The following is a 20,530-nucleotide window of genomic DNA, read 5'->3' as shown; positions in this document are numbered from 1 at the left end:
TTGAGACCCGCTAGCGGAACGGGGATCTCGGGGGAGCAGTTCATGGGGTGCCGCGGCGATGCGGCATGCTTTGGCCCGGCGCGAACGGGCGGAAACGGGGGTTTCGGGGTGACGCTTGCGTATGTCCTCGACGGTGGTATGAACGATCAGCCGGGAGCCGGCGCGGAGCTGTATGAACTCTTTCCGAGTGTGCAGCACACCTATCAACGGATCGCCGAGTGGACGGGTATCGACGTCCAGCGGATATTCGAAGAGGAACGGCAACCCGGACAGGAGCACCGACAAGGCATCGGTGCCATTCGTCAGGCCGCGGCCGTATTAGGAATTGCCGATGTTCTCGCCGAGGAATACGGCATAACACCGGCCGCCGTATGCGGGCTGAGTTTCGGCGCACTGGTCGGCGCGACTCTCGCCGGAGCCGTCGAGCGTCAGGATCTCTTCACCCTCCTGATGCGATTGCGGGAAGTGCCACCGCCGGCCGCGGACAACGGCCCGCAGGCCGTCGCCATGCTGCGGATCCCCTACGACACCGCCACCGACGACCTGCTCGCCGGGGTCCCCGATGTGTATCTCTCCGCCGACCTCGGGAAGGTCGGCACCGGCCAGGAGCGCATGGTGCTGCTGGGCGGCTACCGCTCCGCGCTCCAGGAGTTCGGCGCGGGGTTCCCGGCCGGCGCGCTGCATGTGTCCGACGACCACGGCGCGGCGTTCCACTCGCCGCTCCAGCAGCACATCAGCGACTTCCTCGAGCCCACGCTGGAGGCCATGACCTTCCATGACCCACGGGTGCCCGTGCACTCGTGCATGGAGCGCAAGGCCCTCACCACCGCCGAGGAGATCCGCGATCTCTTCCGCCGCAACCCCACCGCCCCCGTGAGTGTCCCGCACATGATCGGCGGACTGGAGGACGGCGGAACCGAACTGGGCCTGGTGCTCGGCCCCGCCGCGTTCGGCACCTTCCAGAGCGCGGCGTTCCCCGTGGTCCACGTGGAATCCCCGGACCATGTCTTCGAGGCGATGACCGCCGTCTACGACTTCGGTATCGAACTCCCTTCCACGGAAGCGGGGGTGGCCCAGTGAAGGACGTGACCGAGCAGATCGACCAGTGGCTGTCGCAGGACATCGACGCCTGGACCCGCCGGGTCGTCCGCCGCCACTTCGATCCCGACACCGGCACCCCGTACTGGCTCAAGCGCGCCGCCGAACTGGCCATCGACCCACGGGACATCACCCGCCACGACGAGCTGTCCGCGTTCGGTCCGATGCCGCTGGGCGACCTGCGCACCCTGGACCCCGCCGAGCTCGTGCCCCAGGCCGTGCCCCGGCCCCTGACCGGCCGGGTCTGGGACTCCGGAGGCACCACCGGCAACCCCTGCCGGGTGTTCTACACCGAGCCGATGCTCGAGCACCGCGCCGCCTGGCGGCGCTGGGTGATCGAGCGCGAGGGATTCGAACCGGGCCGCACCTGGCTCCAGGCCACCCCCACCGGACCGCATCTCATCGGACACGGCGCGGTGGACCTGGCCGACCTGTACGACGGCAGGGTGTACGGCATCGACTTCGACCCCCGCTGGGTCAAGCGGCTGCTCCGCGACGGCAGGCTGAAGGACGCGCAGGAGTACACGGCCCACATCACCGAGCAGATCGCCGCGGTCCTGGAGCACCAGCCGGTCGACTACCTCGTCACCACCCCGGCCCTGCTACAGGCCCTGATCAAGGCGAGGCCCGAGCTGGTGGCGCGGCTGAAGGGCGTACGGCTCAGCGGGACACACGCCACCCCCGCGATGCGCAGATCCTTCCACAAGGCCCTGGACGGCGGACTGGTCGTCGTCACCTACGCCAACACCTTCGGCAACACCGTGGGCCTGCCCGCGGAGGACGACGGCGCCCTCATGCCGTACCTGCCGAACTACCCGCAGGTGACCATGGCGGTCGTCGACAAGGACGACTGGTCCAAGGTGGTCGGATACGGCGAACAGGGCCAGGTCCGGCTGACCGTCCTGCACGATGACCTCTTCCTGCCCAATGTGCTGGAGCGCGACCTCGCGGTGCGGTACGACACGGGCCCGGAGTGGCCGTGTGACGGCGTCGCCAACGTCAAGCCACTTCAGGTCGTGCGATCGGCGCCGGAAGGCATCTACTAGGCCCCGCCCAGACCCACAAGACATCCACGAAGCCCGGGGAACACGGTCCACGCACCACGGACCACGGTCACCGGCCGCGGAGCATGAGCGCCCGCGTGGCATCCGCCACGCGGGATGGTCCGCCCGCCCATGTCCCGTCCGTTCCCCGCCCGCTTCGCCATCTCGTTCTCCTGTCCCGCTGTCCTGTCCGGACGCGGCGCAGACCTTCGCGTTGCGCTGGTGTGCGCCCGGCGTCCTACGTTCCTGGATCCAGGGAGTCACGCTCATGAAGGGTTCCGACGGCACCTCGCCGAGCACGACGGACGCGCCGATCGCGGTCGTCGGACTGTCCTGCCGCCTTCCCGGAGCACCCGACCCCGCCACCTTCCGGCAACTGCTCCGCGACGGCGCCGACGCCATCACGGAGGCCCCCGAAGGACGGTGGGACGCGGACACCGGTGCCCCTCGGCGGGGCGGGGCCACTGATGCCCCTCGGCGGGGCGGATTCCTGGACCGGGACCGGATCGACCACTTCGACGCCGCCTTCTTCGGCATCTCGCCACGCGAGGCCGCGGCCATGGACCCCCAGCAGCGACTGACCCTGGAACTGACCTGGGAGGCCCTCGAAGACGCCGGAATCCTTCCGGACCGGCTCCGCGACAGCCGCACCGGCGTGTACATCGGCGTGATCGCGGACGACTACGCCACGCTGATCCGGCGGGGCGGCCCCGAGGCCATCGACCGGCACAGCTTCACCGGACTCCACCGCGGCATCATCGCCAACCGCGTCTCCTACCACCTCGGGCTGCGCGGCCCCAGCCTCACCCTCGACGCCGGACAGGCGTCCTCGTTGGCCGCCATCCACCTGGCCTGCGAAAGCATCCGCCGCGGCGAGACATCCATCGCCATCGCCGGCGGCGTCCACCTCAACCTCGCCCCCGAGAGCGGCATCAGCGCCGCCCGGTTCGGCGGGCTGTCACCGGACGGCGTCACCTACACCTTCGACGCCCGCGCCAACGGCTTCGTACGCGGCGAGGGCGGCGGCGCCGTCGTCCTCAAGCCCCTCGCGGACGCCCTCGCCGACGGGGACCCCGTGTATTGCGTCATCCGGGGCAGCGCACTCAACAACGACGGTGGCGGGGACCACCTCACCACCCCCCACCAGGAGGCCCAGGAGGACCTCCTGCGCCGCGCCTACCGGCAGGCCGGAGTGGACCCCGCCGGTGTCCAGTACGTGGAACTCCACGGCACCGGTACGAAGGTCGGCGACCCGATCGAGGCCGCGGCACTGGGAGCGGTCCTGGGCGCGCCACGGCGACCCACCGACGCCCCGCTGCTGGTGGGGTCGGCCAAGACCAACGTGGGCCACCTGGAGGGCGCGGCCGGTGTCGTCGGCTTCATCAAGACGGCCCTGGGGCTCAAGCACGGCGAACTCTTCCCCAGCCTCAACTTCCGGACGCCCAACCCTGACATTCCGCTGGACCGGCTGAAGCTGCGGGTGCAGACGACCTCCGAGGCGTGGCTCGCGGACGTGGCGGGGACACGGGAGGCGTTGACCGCCGGGGTGAGCTCGTTCGGAGTGGGCGGGACGAACTGCCATGTGGTGCTGTCCGGGGCACCGGAGCTCGCGGTGGCTCGGGACGTGGCGGGGGCCGAGCGGAAGAACGCTCCGGCCCGGATCCCGTGGGTGGTGTCGGGGCGCTCCGAGGCGGCTTTGCGGGCGCAGGCGGGTCGGCTGGCGTCGTACGTGGAGGAGCGGGCGGAGCTGTCGGCCGGGGATGTCGGGTTCTCGCTGGCGACGACGCGTAGTGCGTTTGAGCATCGTGCGGTGGTGTTGGGGTCGGACCGTGGGGCTTTGGCTGGGGGTTTGGGTGCGGTGGTTGAGGGTGGGTCTGCTCCGGGGTTGGTGCGGGGTGTGGTGGTGGGTGGTGATGGTCGTGCGGTGTTGGTCTTTCCTGGTCAGGGGGCGCAGTGGGTGGGGATGGCTGTGGGGTTGTTGGAGTCGTCTCCGGTGTTTGCGGAGCGGTTGGGTGAGTGTGCGGCGGCGTTGGGGCCGTTCGTGGACTGGTCGTTGGTGGATGTGCTCGGTGATGCGGTGGCGTTGGGGCGGGTGGATGTGGTGCAGCCGGTGTTGTGGGCGGTGATGGTGTCGTTGGCGGAGTTGTGGCGTTCGTATGGTGTGGAGCCTTCGGCGGTGGTGGGGCATTCGCAGGGTGAGATTGCGGCGGCGTGTGTGGCGGGTGCGTTGTCGTTGGAGGATGCGGCGCGGGTGGTGGCGTTGCGGAGTAGGGCGTTGCGGGCGTTGTCGGGGTTGGGCGGGATGGTGTCGGTGTCGCTGTCCGTGGGTGAGGTGCGGGAGCGGTTGGGTCGGTGGGGTGAGCGGTTGTCGGTGGCGGCGGTGAATGGGCCGTCGGCCGTGGTGGTGTCCGGTGATGCGGACGCGTTGGAGGAGTTGCTGGCCGCGTGTGAGGCGGAGGGGGTCCGGGCGCGGCGTGTTCCGGTGGATTACGCCTCGCATTGCGCTCACGTTGAGGCCATCGAGGAAGAGCTTCGGCACGCCCTCGCGGGGATCGCTCCTCGGTCGTCGTCGGTGCCGTTCTATTCGACGGTGACCGGTGGGGTGCTCGATACGGTCGAGCTGGACGCCGGGTACTGGTACCGGAATCTGCGTCAGACGGTGCGCTTTGACGAGGCCGTGCGCGCGCTGCTGGCCGATGGTTTCCAGGTGTTCATCGAGGCCAGCGCCCATCCCGTACTCACGGTGGGGGTGGAGCAGACCGCCGAGCAGCATGGCTCCGACGTGGCGGCCATCGGTTCGCTGCGCCGTGACGAGGGCGGCCTGGATCGTTTCCTGACGTCCGTGGCCGAGGCGTATGTGGGTGGTGCCGTTGTCGACTGGGCTCGGATGTTCGCGGGGGCGGGTGCGCGTCGCGTTGAGCTGCCCACGTACGCGTTCCAGCGGGAGCGGTACTGGCTGGACGTCCAGGCCCTGCCACAGCCGAGCATGCTCACCGAGGCCGCTGCGACCGACCCGGATGACGGCGTGGGCCACACATCGGCGACCGACGCGGCGTCGCTGCTGCGCGCGCGTCTCGCCCCGCTGGATGACGCCCAGCGAGGCGAGACGCTGGCGGACCTGGTACGTGATCAGGTCGCCACCGCACTGGGGTACGAAGGGCCGGAGGCCGTCGATCTGGGTCGGACCTTCAAGGAACTGGGCTTCGATTCGCTCGGCGCCGTCGATTTCCGCAACCGTCTGAACACCACGACCGGACTGCGGCTGTCGACCACGCTGCTGTTCGACCACCCCACGCCCCGGGCGCTCGTACGCCATCTGCGGGACAGGCTGATGGGCGACGACGGGCGAGAGGAGACCGCGCCGGCACCGGTCGGCGTGGCCCCGGACGAGCCGATCGCGATCGTGGGCATGAGCTGCCGCTACCCCGGTGGTGTGCGGTCGCCCGAGGAGCTGTGGCAGCTGATCGCCTCCGGTGGCGACGCCATCGGGGCGTTCCCGGCGGACCGGGGCTGGGATCTGTCCGGGCTGTATGACACCGACCCCGGACGAGCCGGGACGACGTACACCCGCGAAGGCGGATTCCTCTACGACGCCGGGGACTTCGATGCCTCCTTCTTTGGGATCTCGCCGCGCGAGGCGCTGGCGATGGACCCGCAGCAGCGGCTCTTGCTGGAGACCTCCTGGGAGGTCTTCGAACGCGCGGGGATCGATCCGGCCGGGCGGGAGAGGAGCCGGACCGGCGTCTTCGTGGGTGCGATGTCCCAGGACTACGGCCCGCGAATGCACGACGCCTCGGATGAGCTCCAGGGATACCTGCTGACCGGCAACACCGTCAGCGCCGCATCCGGCCGCATCTCCTACACCATGGGCTTCGAGGGCCCGGCGATGACGGTGGACACCGCCTGCTCGTCCTCCTTGGTCGCCCTGCATCTGGCGGTCCAGTCGCTGCGCCAGGGCGAGTGCGCCCTCGCACTCGCCGGTGGTGTGACGGTGATGCCGACGCCGGGGCTGTTCGTGGAGTTCAGCAGGCAGCAGGGGTTGGCCCCCGACGGCCGGTGCAAGCCGTTCGCGTCGGCGGCGGACGGCACGGGCTGGGCCGAGGGCGCGGGGATGCTGTTGCTGGAGCGGCTGTCGGACGCGCGGCGGAACGGTCACCAGGTGCTCGCGGTGGTGCGGGGCAGCGCCATCAACCAGGACGGTGCGTCAAACGGCCTGACCGCGCCGAACGGGCCCTCCCAACAGCGCGTGATCCGGGCGGCGTTGGCAAACGCCGGACTTTCCCCCGCCGACGTGGACGCGGTCGAAGCGCATGGCACGGGCACGGCTTTGGGCGACCCGATCGAGGCCGAGGCGTTGCTCGCGACCTACGGGCGGGAGCGGAGTGCCGAGGGCCGGCCGCTGTGGCTGGGGTCGGTGAAGTCCAACATCGGTCATACGCAGGCGGCGGCTGGTGTCGCGGGCGTGATGAAGATGGTGCTGGCGATGCGGCATGGTGTGCTGCCGAGGACACTGCATGTCGATGAGCCGTCGCCGCATGTGGATTGGTCGGCGGGTGCGGTGGAGCTGCTGACGGATGCGGTGGCGTGGCCGGAGACGGGCCGGTCGTGGCGCGCGGGTGTGTCGTCGTTCGGCATCAGCGGGACGAACGCCCATGTCATCGTGGAGCAGGCTCCCGCAGAGGCGGGCGTTGCCCAGCCGGTGGATGAGGGGCGGGAGGCCCCGGCGTCGGTGCCGTGGGTGGTGTCGGCGAAGTCCGAGGGTGCGTTGCGGGCGCAGGCGGAGCGTTTGCTGTCGGCTGTGCGCGGGGAGCCGGGCGCTGAGGCGTCGGTCGTGGATGTGGGCTCGGCATTGGTGACCACGCGGTCGATGTTCGAGCACCGGGCGGTGGTGCTGGCCGGTGACCGTGAGGGGTTTGCGGCTGGGTTGCGGGCGCTGGCGGAGGGTGTACCGGCGGCGGGTGTGGTGCGTGGCTCTGTGGTGCCGGGGAAGTTGGCGGTGTTGTTCTCGGGTCAGGGCAGTCAGCGGGTTGGGATGGGCCGGGAGCTGTATGAGGCGTTTCCGGTGTTCGCGGACGCGCTCGATGAGGTGTGTGGGAAGTTCGACGGGGTTTTGGGGCGTTCGCTGCGGGATGTGGTGTTCGGGGGTGCGGAGGGGCTGGATGAGACCGGGTTTACGCAGTGTGGGTTGTTTGCGGTGGAGGTGGCGCTGTTCCGGTTGGTGGAGTCGTGGGGCGTACGGCCGGACTTTGTGGCCGGGCATTCGATTGGTGAGCTGGTGGCGGCGTATGTGGCGGGGGTGTTGTCGCTTGCGGATGCGTGTGTGTTGGTGGCGGCTCGTGGGCGGTTGATGCAGGCGCTGCCGTCGGGTGGCGTGATGGTGTCTGTGCAGGCTGCCGAGGCGGACGTACTGCCGCTCCTGGCCGGTCGCGAAGCCGAGGTGAGCGTAGCGGCGGTCAACGGTCCGCGCTCGACCGTGATCTCTGGTGCGGAAGAAGCGGTGACGGAGGTCGCTGGGCGGTTCGACGCTCAGGGTGTCAAGACCAAGCGGCTGCGCGTCTCCCACGCTTTCCACTCGCCCCTGATGGAGCCGATGCTGGCGGAGTTCCGGCGGGTGGCCGAGGGGTTGTCGTATGCGCCTCCGCGCATCCCCGTCGTGTCGAACGTGGCGGGCCTGGTCGCTGATCCCGAGGCGCTGTGCTCCGCCGAGTACTGGGTACGGCACGTCCGCGAGGCCGTCCGGTTCGCGGACGGGGTACGGAGTCTGGCGGACGCGGGAGTCGCCACCTACCTGGAGCTGGGGCCGGACGGGGTGCTGTCCGGGATGGGGCAGGAGTGCGCGCCGGACGCCGCCTTCGCATCGGTGCTGCGCGTCGGCCGGGATGAGATCCCTTCCCTGCAAGGAGCACTCGCCGAGATCTATGTACGGGGGCGGCAGGTCGACTGGTCAGCCCTGTTGGCGCCGGCCAGCCCCCGCCGTGTGGAGCTGCCGACGTATGCGTTCCAGCGAGAGCGCTTCTGGCTGGAGCCGGTCCGCGGCGGCACGGCCCCGGCGCTGACGTCTGATCGCCGACGCTATCAAGCGTCGTGGGCGCCCGTTTCGGACGTGGTGGGCGCTGCGCTGACGGGCACGTGGCTGGTGGCGGTCCCGGCGGGGCTGGCCGGGGATGAGTGGGTTGCGGAGTGTGTTGCCGCGCTGGCTGGGCGCGGTGCCCTGCCTGTCGTGGTCGAGCTGGGGCAGGACGACGCCGACCGTGCGGTGATGGCGGACCGGCTGCGCCGGGCCCTGGAGGAGACCGAGGTCTCCGACGCCTCGGGTGTGGTGTCGCTGCTGGCGCTGGCAGAGGGGCGGCACGGTGAGTATGGGTCGGTGCCGTTGGGGCTGGCGCTGACGTTGTCCCTGCTCCAGGGGGTCGGGGATGCGGGCGTGGGCGGCCGTGTGTGGTGTGTGACGCGGGGTGCGGTGGCGGTGGGCGGTTCGGAGAGCCCGTTGGGTGTGGAACAGGCGGCGGTGTGGGGGCTGGGCCGGGTGGCCGGGCTGGAGGCGCCGGAGCGCTGGGGTGGCCTGCTCGACCTGCCCGAGGTGTGGGATGCGCGGGTGGCGGACCGGCTGGTGGGCGTGGTGAGTGGCCGTGCCGACGAGACCGAGGTGGCGGTGCGGTCGTCGGGCGTGTTCGGCCGCCGTGTGGTGCGCGCGATCGAGGGTGCACATGGCGTCGGGGGCTGGGAGCCGTCGGGCACGGTGCTGGTGACCGGTGGTACGGGTGCGTTGGGTGCCCATGTGGCGCGGTGGCTGGCGCGGGTGGGTGCGGAGCATCTGCTGTTGGTGTCGCGTCGTGGTTCTGAGGCTGCGGGTGCGGATGAGTTGTGTGCCGAGCTCAGGGAGATCGGTGCTCGGGTGACGGTTGCGGCGTGTGATGTGGGCGATCGGGATGCGCTGGCCGGGGTGTTGGCCGGGGTGCCGGAGGAGTTCCCGCTGACGGCTGTGGTGCATGCGGCGGGTGTGCTTGATGACGGTGTGCTGGCCGGGCTGTCGGTGGACCGGTTTGAGGGTGTGTTGCGGGCGAAGTCCGAGGCGGCGTGGCATCTGCATGAGCTGACGCGGGAGCTGGATCTTTCGGCGTTTGTGTTGTTCTCGTCGTTCTCGGGGACGGTGGGTGCCGCGGGTCAGGCCAACTACGCGGCGGCGAACGCGACGTTGGACGCGTTGGCGGAGTGGCGGCGCGGTGCGGGGCTCCCGGCCACCTCCGTGGCCTGGGGTCCCTGGGCCGCTCACGGCATGGCAGAAGCCGTCGCGGACCGGTGGCGGCGCCATGGCCTCCCCGCGATGGACCCCGAGTCGGCCGTCGCCACCCTGGAGCAGAGCGTCAACCACCCGGCGGCAGCGGCTCTGATCGTCGCCGACGTCGAGTGGGACACCCTGGCCGGGACGATGGCGGACACCCGTTCGCGCCGACTCCTCCACGACCTCACGGCCCACGGCTCACCCGACACCCCCAACGAGGTCACAACCACCGAGGGGTCACTTCGGCGCCGGCTCGCCGGGCTGGGGACGGCGGAACAAGACCGAGTCCTCCTGGAGTTCGTGCGGTCCCATGTGGCGGCCGTCCTGGGACACCGCCGTCCCGAGGCCATCGACGCCGACCGTGCCTTCAAGGAACTGGGTTTCGACTCCCTCGCCGCGGTGACCCTGCGCAACCGGCTGAACGCGGCCACCGGGCTGAGCCTGCCGAGCACCCTGCTCTTCGACCACCCCACCGTGACGGCGCTGGTCAAACTGTTGCGCACCGAGGCGTTGGGGCTGCGGAACGGCGCGGACGCCGCGTTGCCCGTCGCCGTGGCCACCGACGACGACCCCATCGCCATCGTGGCCATGAGCTGCCGCTTCCCCGGCGAGGTGCGAACGCCGGAGGACCTGTGGCAGCTGCTGATCGCCGGGCGCGAGGTGCTGACCGAGTTCCCCGCCGACCGCGGCTGGGACCTGGACGCGCTCTACGGGCCGGACCCGGACGAACGCGGCAAGAGCTATGTCCGCGAAGGTGGTTTCCTCGAGGGAGCGGGCGACTTCGACCCGAAGTTCTTCGGGATCTCGCCGCGTGAGGCGGTGGCGATGGACCCCCAGCAGCGGCTCCTGCTGGAGACCTCGTGGGAGGCGTTCGAGCGGGCCGGGATCGACCCCACGCTGCTCCGGGGCAGTCGGACCGGGGTCTTCGTGGGCAGCAACGGCCAGGACTACGCAACCAGCCTGCGCCAGGCCGCGGCGGAGCACATCGAGGGCCATCTGGTCACCAGCAGCGCCGCCAGCGTCGTCTCCGGCCGTATCTCCTACACCTTCGGCTTCGAGGGCCCGGCGGTCACCGTGGACACCGCCTGTTCGTCATCGCTGGTCGCGCTGCATCTGGCGGCGCAGTCCCTGCGTCAAGGCGAATGCTCGCTGGCGCTCGCCGGCGGTGTCACCGTGATGTCCACTCCCGAGCTCTTCGTGGAGTTCAGTCGTCAGCGCGGACTGGCGGCCGACGGTCGGTGCAAGGCGTTCGCGGCGGCAGCGGACGGCACCGGCTGGGGCGAAGGCGTGGGCTTGCTGCTGCTGGAGCGGGTCTCGGATGCGCGGCGCAACGGCCATCAGGTGCTGGCGGTGGTACGCGGCTCCGCCGTCAACCAGGACGGCGCGAGCAACGGCCTCACCGCACCGAGCGGCCCTTCGCAGCAGCGGGTGATCCGCGCCGCCCTGGCGAACGCCCGGCTGTCGGCCACCGACGTCGATACGGTCGAGGCGCACGGCACGGGTACGACGCTCGGCGATCCGATCGAGGCACAGGCCCTGCTGGCCACGTACGGGCAGGAACGGTCCGGCGAGCGGCCGCTGTGGCTCGGCTCCATCAAGTCCAACATCGGCCACACCCAGGCCGCGGCCGGTGTGGCCGGGGTCATCAAGTCGGTGCTGGCCATGCGGCACGGCCTGCTTCCGCAGACCCTGCACATCGATGAGCCGTCACCGCACGTGGACTGGTCGACGGGTGCGGTGGAGCTTCTGACCGCCCCGACGCCATGGCCCGAAACCGGTCGGCCCCGTCGGGCGGGCGTCTCCTCCTTCGGCGTGAGCGGCACCAACGCCCATGTGATCCTGGAGCAGGGGCCGATGGTGTCCGATGCCGCCACGGACGCCACCTCTGAACCGAGCAGCGTGGTGCCGTGGGTGGTATCGGCACGGTCCGACGCGGGGCTCCGGGACCAGGCCGCGCGCCTGCTGTCGACGGTGGGCGACGAGGCCGGTCCGGCGTCCGTGGATGTGGGTCTGTCGCTGGTCACCACGCGCGCGGCCTTCGAGCGGCGGGCGGTGGTGCTGGGCGCAGACCGTACCGCACTCGTCAGTGGCCTGACCGCGCTGGCCGAGGGGCGCGAGGCCGCGGGCGTGGTGCGCGGGGCGGCCACTGGCTCCTCGCACCGCGTCGCCCTTGTCTTCCCTGGTCAGGGATCGCAGTGGGTGGGGATGGCGGCGGGGTTGTTGGAGTCGTCGCCGGTGTTCGCGGAGCGGATGGGAGAGTGCGCGGCGGCGTTGGCGCCGTTCGTGGACTGGTCGTTGGTGGATGTGCTCGGCGACCCCGCGGCCCTGGAGCGGGTGGATGTGGTGCAGCCCGTGCTGTGGGCGGTGATGATGTCGTTGGCCGAGCTGTGGCGTTCGTACGGGGTCGAGCCCGCGGCCGTCATCGGTCACTCCCAGGGTGAGATCGCCGCGGGCTGTGTGGCGGGTGCGCTGTCGCTGGAGGACGGGGCGAAGGTGGTGGCCCTGCGGAGCAAGGCCCTGCGGGCGCTTTCGGGGCTCGGCGGGATGGTGTCGGTGTCGCTTCCCGTGGGTGAAGTGCGGGAGCGACTCGCGTCGTGGGGTGAGCGGTTGTCGGTGGCGGCGGTGAACGGGCCCTCGGCGGTCGTGGTCTCCGGCGACGCGGACGCGCTGGACGAACTGCTGGCAGCGTGCGAGGCGGACGAGGTCCGGGCGCGTCGCATTCCCGTGGATTACGCTTCCCACTGCGCTCATGTGGAGGCGATCGAGGACGAGCTTCGGCAGACCCTCGCGGGGATCGCTCCACGTCCGTCGTCGGTGCCGTTCTACTCCACGGTCACGGCGGGTGTGCTGGACACCCAGGAACTCGACGCCGGGTACTGGTACCGCAATCTGCGTCAGACGGTGCGTTTCGACGAGGCCGTCCGTGCCCTGCTCGCCGACGGCTTCGACACCTTCATCGAGACCAGTGCCCACCCCGTCCTGACGATGGGCGTGGAGCAGACGGCCCAGGACCACGGCACGCACATCACCGCCGTCGGATCGCTGCGCCGCGACGAAGGCGGGCTCGACCGGTTCGCCACTTCCCTCGCCGAGGCATACGTGGGTGGCGCCGCTGTCGACTGGGCGGCCATGTTCGCGGGCACGGGCGCCCGACGCGTCGACTTGCCGACGTACGCCTTCCAGCACCAGCGCTACTGGGTCGAGCCCTCAGCCGTGGCGGGCGATGTGTCCTCGGCCGGACTGACCTCCGCCGACCACCCCCTCCTCGGCGCGGCGACCGCGCTGCCCGACTCGGACGGGTGGTTGCTGACCGGCCGCCTCTCGCTCCGTACGCATCCCTGGCTCGCCGAACACACCGTGCTCGGCCGGGCCCTGCTGCCCGCGTCCGCATTCGTCGAGTTGGCGCTCCGAGCCGGTGACGCGGCCGGATACGACCGCGTGGCGGAGCTGACGCTGGAGGCGCCTCTGGTGCTTCCCGAACGGGGCGCCGTACAGCTCCAGTTGACCGTAGGCGGGCCCGAGGAGGACGGTGGACGTCCCGTACGGGTGTACGCGCGGCCCGAAGACACCGCGGACCGGCCGTGGACCCGGTACGCCTCGGGAACGCTGGTCCACAGCGAAGCCCACAGCGAAGCCCACAGCGAGGCCCAGAGCCAGGCCACTGACCTCAGCGTATGGCCGCCGACCGGTGCGGAGGCCGTCGACACCGCCGACTTCTACGAGCGGTTGGCCCATACCGGCGTGGCGTACGGGCCCGTCTTCCGTGGCGTTCGCGCGGTGTGGCGCCGCGGTGACGAGCTCTTCGCCGAGGTGGTGCTGCCCGAGGAAGCCCATGGCGCGGTGCCCCGGTTCGGCATCCACCCGGCCCTGCTGGACACCGCCTTGCAGCCGGGTCTGGCACCTCTTTCGGGCGATGCGGACGGCATCCGCCTGCCGTTCCTCTGGAGCGGTGTGTCGTTGCACGCGACCGGGGCGTCGACGCTCCGCGTACGGCTGATCCGCAAGGGCACCGACACCCTGTCCGCAGTGGTCGCCGACCCGGCCGGAACACCGGTGGCCACGGTGGACGCGCTGGTGGCGCGGCCGGTGACGGAGGAGCAGTTCGCGGCCGCGACAGCGGAGCCCGGCGACGGCCGACCGGAACGGGCCAGCGTGGTCCGCCGCGCACTGGCCCGGACGGCGCCCGCGGCGGAGGAGGCGTCACTTGGGCAGCGTCTGCGCAGAGTGGGCGACGCGGAGCGCGAGCGGTTGGTGCTGCGCATGGTCCAGGACCAGGCCGCCACCGTCCTCGGCCACAGCACCCCGGACGCGGTCGAGCCGGAGATCTCCTTCAAGGAGCACGGTTTCGACTCCCTCACGGCGGTGGAGCTGCGGAACCGGCTGAACGCCGCCACCGGCGAGCGGCTGCCCGCCACGGTCGTCTTCGACTACCCGACCCCCGTCGCGCTCGCGGAATACCTCCGCACGGAACTGCTCGGCCTGCGGGAGGCCGACGCCTCCTCGGCACCCGCGCCCGTCACCCGGGCCGAGCCGGACGACGATCCGATCGCCATCGTCGCCATGGGATGCCGTCTGCCCGGTGGCGTCCGATCCCCGGAAGAGCTGTGGGACCTGCTGACCGAGGGCCGTGACGCGATATCCGGCTTCCCCGAGGACCGTGGCTGGGAGCTCGACGGACTCTACGACGCCGACCCCGACGTCCCCGGGAAGACCTATACGCGCCACGGTGGCTTCGTCGACGGCGCGGGCGAATTCGACGCGGCGTTCTTCGGCATCTCACCGCGTGAGGCGGTGGCCATGGACCCGCAGCACCGGCTGCTGCTGGAGACGTCCTGGGAGACCTTCGAGCGCGCGGGCATCGACCCGGCCTCCCTGCGCGGCAGCCAGACCGGTGTGTTCGTGGGCGCCGGATCACATGGGTACGGCGCGGGCCCGATCCGGCCGTCGAGCGGTGTCGAGGGCTATCTGCTCACCGGGAACGCCCTCAGTGTCACCTCCGGCCGACTCGCCTACGCGTTCGGCTTCGAAGGGCCGGCCGTCGCCGTCGACACGGCGTGCTCGTCGTCGCTGGTGGCGCTGCACCTGGCCGCGCAGTCGCTGCGGCAGGGCGAGTGCTCCCTGGCCCTGGCCGGTGGCACCGCCATCATGTCCACCCCCTGGACCTTCGTCGGCTTCAGCCGCCAGCGGGGGCTGGCCCCGGACGGGCGCTGCAAGCCCTTCTCCGCCGCCGCCGATGGCTTCGGCCCGGCGGAGGGTGTCGGTGTGCTGCTGCTGGAGCGCCTGTCGGACGCCCGCCGGAACGGACACCGTGTGCTCGCCCTGGTACGGGGCACCGCCATCAACCAGGACGGTGCGAGCAACGGCCTCACCGCGCCCAACGGCCCCTCGCAACAGCGGGTGATCCGTGCCGCGTTGGAGAACGCGCGGCTGTCGCCGGCCGAGGTGGACGCGGTCGAGGCCCATGGCACCGGCACCAAGCTGGGCGACCCCATCGAGGCACAGGCCCTGCTCGCCACGTACGGCAGGGGCCGCCCCGAAGACCGGCCGCTGCTGCTGGGCTCGTTGAAGTCGAACATCGGGCACACGCAGGCGGCGGCGGGCGTGGCCGGTGTGATCAAGATGGTGCTCGGCATGCGGCACGGCGTGCTGCCGCGCACCCTCCACCTGGATGAGCCATCGCCGCATGTGGACTGGTCCGCGGGTGGGTTGCGCCTGCTGACGGACGAGATGCCCTGGCCGGAGACGGGACGGCCGCGCCGGGCGGCGGTCTCCTCCTTCGGGATGAGCGGAACCAATGCCCACGCCGTGCTCGAAGCGGCCCCGCTCGACGAGGCCCCCGGCCGGGGCGTCGATGACGACGCCCCGGCCGAGGGGTTGCCGGAGATCACACCATGGGTGATCTCCGGACGGTCGGACACCGCGGTCGAGGCGCAGGCGGGACGGCTGCTGAGGCGGGTGCGCGGGCACGGAGAGGTTTCGCCCGCCGATGTCGGGCTGTCGTTGGCGACCACGCGCAGTGTCTTCGAACACCGCGCGGTGGTGCTGGCGGGGGACGGGGACGGTCTCATCAGCGGCCTGGGCGCGTTGGCCGAGGGGAACTCGGCCCCCGGTGTGGTGCGCGGGATGGCGACCGCCCGGGACCACGCGGTGCTTGTCTTCCCTGGTCAGGGGTCGCAGTGGGTGGGGATGGCTGCGGGGTTGTTGGAGTCTTCGCCGGTGTTCGCGGAGCGGATGGGTGAGTGTGCGGCGGCGTTGGGGCCGTTTGTGGAGTGGTCGTTGGTGGATGTGCTCGGCGACCCTGCGGCGCTGGAGCGGGTTGATGTGGTGCAGCCCGTGCTGTTCGCGGTGATGGTGTCGTTGGCGGAGTTGTGGCGTTCGTACGGTGTGGAGCCCTCGGCGGTCATTGGGCATTCGCAGGGTGAGATCGCGGCGGCGTGTGTGGCGGGTGCGTTGTCGTTGGAGGATGCGGCGCGGGTGGTGGCGTTGCGGAGCAAGGCGTTGCGGGCGTTGTCGGGGCTGGGCGGGATGGTGTCGGTGTCGTTGCCCGTGGGTGAGGTGCGGGAGCGGTTGGGCCGTTGGGGTGAGCGGTTGTCGGTGGCGGCGGTGAATGGGCCTTCGGCGGTCGTGGTCTCCGGCGATGCTGACGCGCTGGACGAGCTGCTGGCGGGGTGCGAGGCGGACGAGGTCCGGGCGCGTCGTATCCCCGTGGACTACGCCTCGCACTGCGCCCATGTCGAGGCCATCGAGGACGAGCTTCGGCAGGCCCTCGCGGGGATCGACCCTCGCCCTTCGTCGGTGCCGTTCTATTCGACGGTGACCGGCGGAGTGCTCGATACGGCCGAACTGGACGCCGGGTACTGGTACAGCAATCTGCGCCAGACCGTGCGCTTCGACGAGACCGTACGCGTCCTGCTGGCCGATGGCTTTCAAGTGTTCATCGAGGCCAGTGCCCACCCGGTGCTGACGATGGGTGTGGAGCAGACGGCCGAGGACCACGGCACCCGCGTCACCGCCGTCGGGTCCCTGCGCCGCGACGAAGGCGGCCTGGAGCGCTTCATGACATCGCTGGCCGAGGCGTACGTGGGCGGCGCGTCCGTCGACTGGGCACGGCTCTTCGCCGGAACGGGAGCGAAGCGCGTCGATCTGCCGACGTACGCCTTCCAGCGCACCCACTTCTGGCTGGAGTCCGAGGCCATCGAGACCGCAGGCGATGTGGCATCGGTGGGGCTGGACTCGGCAGAGCACCCGTTGCTGGGGGCCGCCGTGCCACTGCCCGACTCGGACGGGTTCCTGCTCACCGGTCGCCTCTCGCTCCGTACCCACCCCTGGCTCGCCGACCACGCGGTGCTGGGCCGGGCCATCCTGCCCGGTACCGCGTTTGTCGAGCTGGCGTCGAGGGCCGGTGACGCGGTCGGTTGTGACCGGTTGGAGGAGCTGACGCTGGAGGCGCCCCTGGTGCTGCCCGACGAGGGGGCGGTCCAGGTGCAGCTGGTCGTGAGCGGTCCCCGGCATCAGGACGGGCAGCGCGAGTTCAGTGTGCATGCCCGCCGTGACGACGTCCCGAACGCCTCGTGGACGTGCCACGCGAAGGGCGTGCTGGCCCTGAACTCCTCCGCCGTCGACGGGACGACGGGCCCGGCGGCAGAACTGAAGGCATGGCCACCGGCGGGCGCGGAAGCGGTCGAGACCGCGGGCTTCTACGAGGATGTGGCGGCCACCGGACTCGCGTACGGACCGGTGTTCCGAGGGCTGCGCGCCGTCTGGCGCAAGGGCGACGAGGTCTTCGCCGAGGTGGCACTCCCCGAGGAGGCGCGCGCCGACGCGGCCCGGTTCGGGCTGCATCCCGCGCTGCTCGACACGGCGCTGCACGCGTGGCTGGTGTGCGCCGCCTCGCGTCCGGAGGAGGACGGGATCCGGCTGCCGTTCGTGTGGAGTGGTGTGTCGTTGCACGCCGCCGGCGCGAGCTCCCTGCGAGTACGGCTGGCCCCTGCGGGCACCGATGGGATGTCCGTCCTGGTGGCCGACGCCGCCGGTACGCCGGTGGCGACGGCGGAGGCGCTGGTCACCCGGCCGGTCTCGGAGGCACAGCTCGCGTCGTCCGCCGACGACGGCGACTCGCTGTACCGAGTGGAGTGGATCGCGGCGCCCACCACCGCCTCGGTTCCCGCCACCGACCGGTGCGCCGTGGCCGGACCGGACCCCTTCGGCCTGGCCAGGGCGTTGAAGGCGGCCGATGGGTCGGTGGAGGAACACGCCGACCTGGCCGCCCTCGCGGCGCATGTGCGATCGGGCGCTCCCATACCGGACCTGGTGTTCGTGACCGTGTCCTCCACCTCCGGCGAGGACGTCGTCCCGGCGGCACACGCCGTGGCCCACCGGACCCTGGACATGGTGCGGTCGTGGCTGGCGGAGGACGGGTTCGCCGCGGCCCGGCTGGTGTTCATCACCCGGGGCGCGCTGGCCACCGAGGACGGTGAGGACCCGCGCGACCTGGCCGCGGCCCCGGTCTGGGGGCTGGTGCGATCGGCGCAGGCCGAGCATCCCGGCCGCTTCGTCCTGCTGGACGTGGACGGCGCCGAGCCATCGCTCACCGTGGTGCACCAGGCGGTGTCCACCGGGGAGCCGCAGCTCGCGGTGCGCGGTGCCGAGGTGCTGGTGCCACGTCTGGCCCCCGGCGTCGCGAAGGGTGTGCTGACGCCACCGGATGGCACGGCGGCGTGGCGGCTGGAGCCGTCCGGGGCGGGCACGCTGGAGGGGCTGACGCCGGCCACGGCCACGGACGCCACGCGCGAACTCGGTGCGCACGAGGTGCGGGTCGCCGTGCGCGCCACGGGCCTGAACTTCCGCGATGTCCTCATCTCCCTGGACATGTATCCGGACGAGGCCATGATGGGCGGCGAGGGCGCCGGTGTGGTCGTGGCCACCGGCCCCGGTGTGACGTCCCTCGCCGTCGGCGACCGGGTGATGGGGCTGTGGTCCGGTGGTTTCGGGCCGTTGGCCGTCGTGGACCACCGCACCCTGGTGCGGATCCCGGACGGCTGGTCCTTCACCGAGGCCGCGTCCGTCCCCGTGGTGTTCCTGACGGCCTTGTACGCACTGCGGGAGTTGGCGGGCCTGCGGCGCGGTGAGTCGCTCCTGGTCCATTCCGCCGCCGGTGGCGTGGGAATGGCGGCGGTGCGGCTGGCACGGGCCTGGGGCGTCGAGGTGTTCGCGACCGCGAGCGAGACCAAGTGGGACGTTCTGCGCGGCCTCGGGCTGGACGAGGCGCATATCGCGTCGTCGCGCACGCTGGAGTTCGAGGAGCGGTTCAGGGACTCCTCGTCCGGTCGCGGTGTGGATGTGGTCCTGGACTCCCTGTCCGGTGAGTTCGTGGACGCGTCGCTGCGGCTGCTCGGCGAGGGCGGGCGGTTCATCGAGATGGGCAAGACGGATGTGCGGTCCGCCGACGCGGTGGCAGCGGCCCATCCGGGCGTGCTGTACCGGGCGTTCGACCTGGGGGAGGCGGGCCCCGAGCGCATCGGGGAGATGCTCGCCGAGATCGTGGACCTCTTCGAGCGTGGTGTGCTGGAGCCGCTGCCCGCACGGGTGTGGGATGTGCGCAGGGCCCCCGAGGCGTTCCGGTTCATGAGCCAGGCGCGCCATGTGGGCAAGCTGGTGCTGAGCGTCCCGGCCGCGCCGGACCCGGAGGGGACCGTACTGATCACCGGCGCCGGTGGCGTCCTGGGCGGACTGATCGCCCGGCATCTGGTGGCGGAGCGCGGCATGCGCCGGCTGCTGCTGGTCAGCCGCCGTGGCCGCGCGGCCGAGAGCATGGCGGCGCTCGAGGCGAAGCTGACGGCCCTGGGAGCCTCGGTCACCGTAGCCGCCTGCGATGTCGCCGACCGCGACGCGCTGGCCGACCTGCTGGCGGACCTCCCCGACGGACACGGTCTGACCGGTGTGGTCCATGCCGCGGGCATCCTGGACGACGGAATGGTGGCCTCGCTGACACCGGAGCGGCTCGACGCGGTGTTGCGCGCCAAGGTGGACGGGGCCTGGCATCTGCACGAGCTGACGCGCCGTTTCGATATGGCCATGTTCACCCTGTTCTCGTCGACCGCCGGGGTCCTGGGGTCCGCGGGCCAGGCCAACTACGCCGCCGCCAACACGTTCCTTGACGGACTGGCCCAGCGGCGCCGGGCGATGGGCCTGCCCGGAGTGTCGCTGGCCTGGGGTCTGTGGGCCGAGCGCACCGGAATGACCGGACACCTCGGCCAGGCGGACCTCTCGCGGATGACACGGGCCGGACTGGTGCCGTTCCCCACCCAGGAGGGGCTGCGGCTGTTCGACACGGCCGGCCGGCTGGCCGAGGGCCTGGTGGTGCCCGCCCGGCTCGACCTCGGCCACCTGGCGGCCGCCGCCGACACCACGCCCGTACCCCCGTTGCTCAACGGACTCGTACGACGGCCCATCACGCCCCGGCGCGCCTCGGCCCAGGACGACCCCGGCACCCAGGAGGCCCCGCTGGCGCGGCGGCTGGCCGGGCTCGGTCAGGGGGAGCGGCAGCGGACGCTGCTGCGTCTGGTCCAGGAACACGCCGCCACGGTCCTCGGCCATGGGACGGCAGCCGCGGTGGTCACCGATCGCGGCTTCCTGGAGCTCGGCTTCGACTCGCTCACAGCGGTCGAGCTGCGTAACCGGCTGAACGCGGCCACCGGGCTGCGGCTGCCCGCCACCCTCATCTTCGACTACCCGACCCCCGCCGCGCTGGCCGGACACCTGGGGGAGGAGATCGCCCCGGTGGCGGCGGACGACCCGTCGGACGTGGCCGCCGAACTCGACCGGCTGGAAGCCGTGTTGCTGGGCACCGACGCGGCGACCGACGACGCCACCCGCGCGATGGTGACCGACCGGCTGAAGCGCCTGCTGTCCCAGTGGGACGGGGACCGTTGGGACGGGGACCGTGGCGGCCCGGCGCCGGACGGCCCGGCCGGTGGTCCGGCCACCGGTTCCGGCGACGCGGACGAGGTCACCGAACACCTGGAGACGGCGGCGGCCGACGAGCTCTTCGCCTTCATCGACCAGGAGTTCGGGTCGTGATCCCAGCAGCAGCCGCCGCCACGGCGCA

General features: G+C 71.5%; 3 protein-coding genes. All 3 read left to right on the top strand.

The features are described from left to right. Window positions 1-138 precede the first annotated feature (138 nt). The 3 genes from ACT2CW_RS13525 to ACT2CW_RS13515 all read left to right on the top strand — a co-directional run bounded on the left by ACT2CW_RS13525 (window position 139) and on the right by ACT2CW_RS13515 (window position 20,502). Complete coding sequence (locus tag ACT2CW_RS13525) at window positions 139-1,080, top strand: ACP S-malonyltransferase (protein ID WP_138912789.1); 942 nt, start codon at window positions 139-141, stop codon at window positions 1,078-1,080. Continuing rightward, window positions 1,077-2,144, top strand: coding sequence for an arylcarboxylate reductase (locus ACT2CW_RS13520; protein WP_445516721.1), 1,068 nt, complete (start codon window positions 1,077-1,079; stop codon window positions 2,142-2,144). The genes ACT2CW_RS13525 and ACT2CW_RS13520 overlap by 4 nt, the downstream gene beginning before the upstream one ends. Before the next feature lie 265 nt (window positions 2,145-2,409). Further along, window positions 2,410-20,502 carry an SDR family NAD(P)-dependent oxidoreductase gene (locus tag ACT2CW_RS13515; RefSeq protein WP_445516720.1) on the top strand — a complete coding sequence of 6,031 codons (18,093 nt, stop codon included), beginning with the start codon at window positions 2,410-2,412 and terminating at the stop codon, window positions 20,500-20,502. The last annotated feature ends 28 nt before the right edge of the window (window positions 20,503-20,530 follow it).

The sequence above is a fragment of the Streptomyces sp. NEAU-174 genome (genome assembly GCF_052665095.1).
This window is presented reverse-complemented; position numbering and strand designations above follow the sequence as displayed.

Coding starts and splice junctions, on each gene's coding strand:
- ACT2CW_RS13525 (WP_138912789.1), top strand. CDS start 139: ATGAACGATCAGCCGGGAGCCGGCGCGGAGCTGTATGAACTCTTTCCG.
- ACT2CW_RS13515 (WP_445516720.1), top strand. CDS start 2,410: ATGAAGGGTTCCGACGGCACCTCGCCGAGCACGACGGACGCGCCGATC.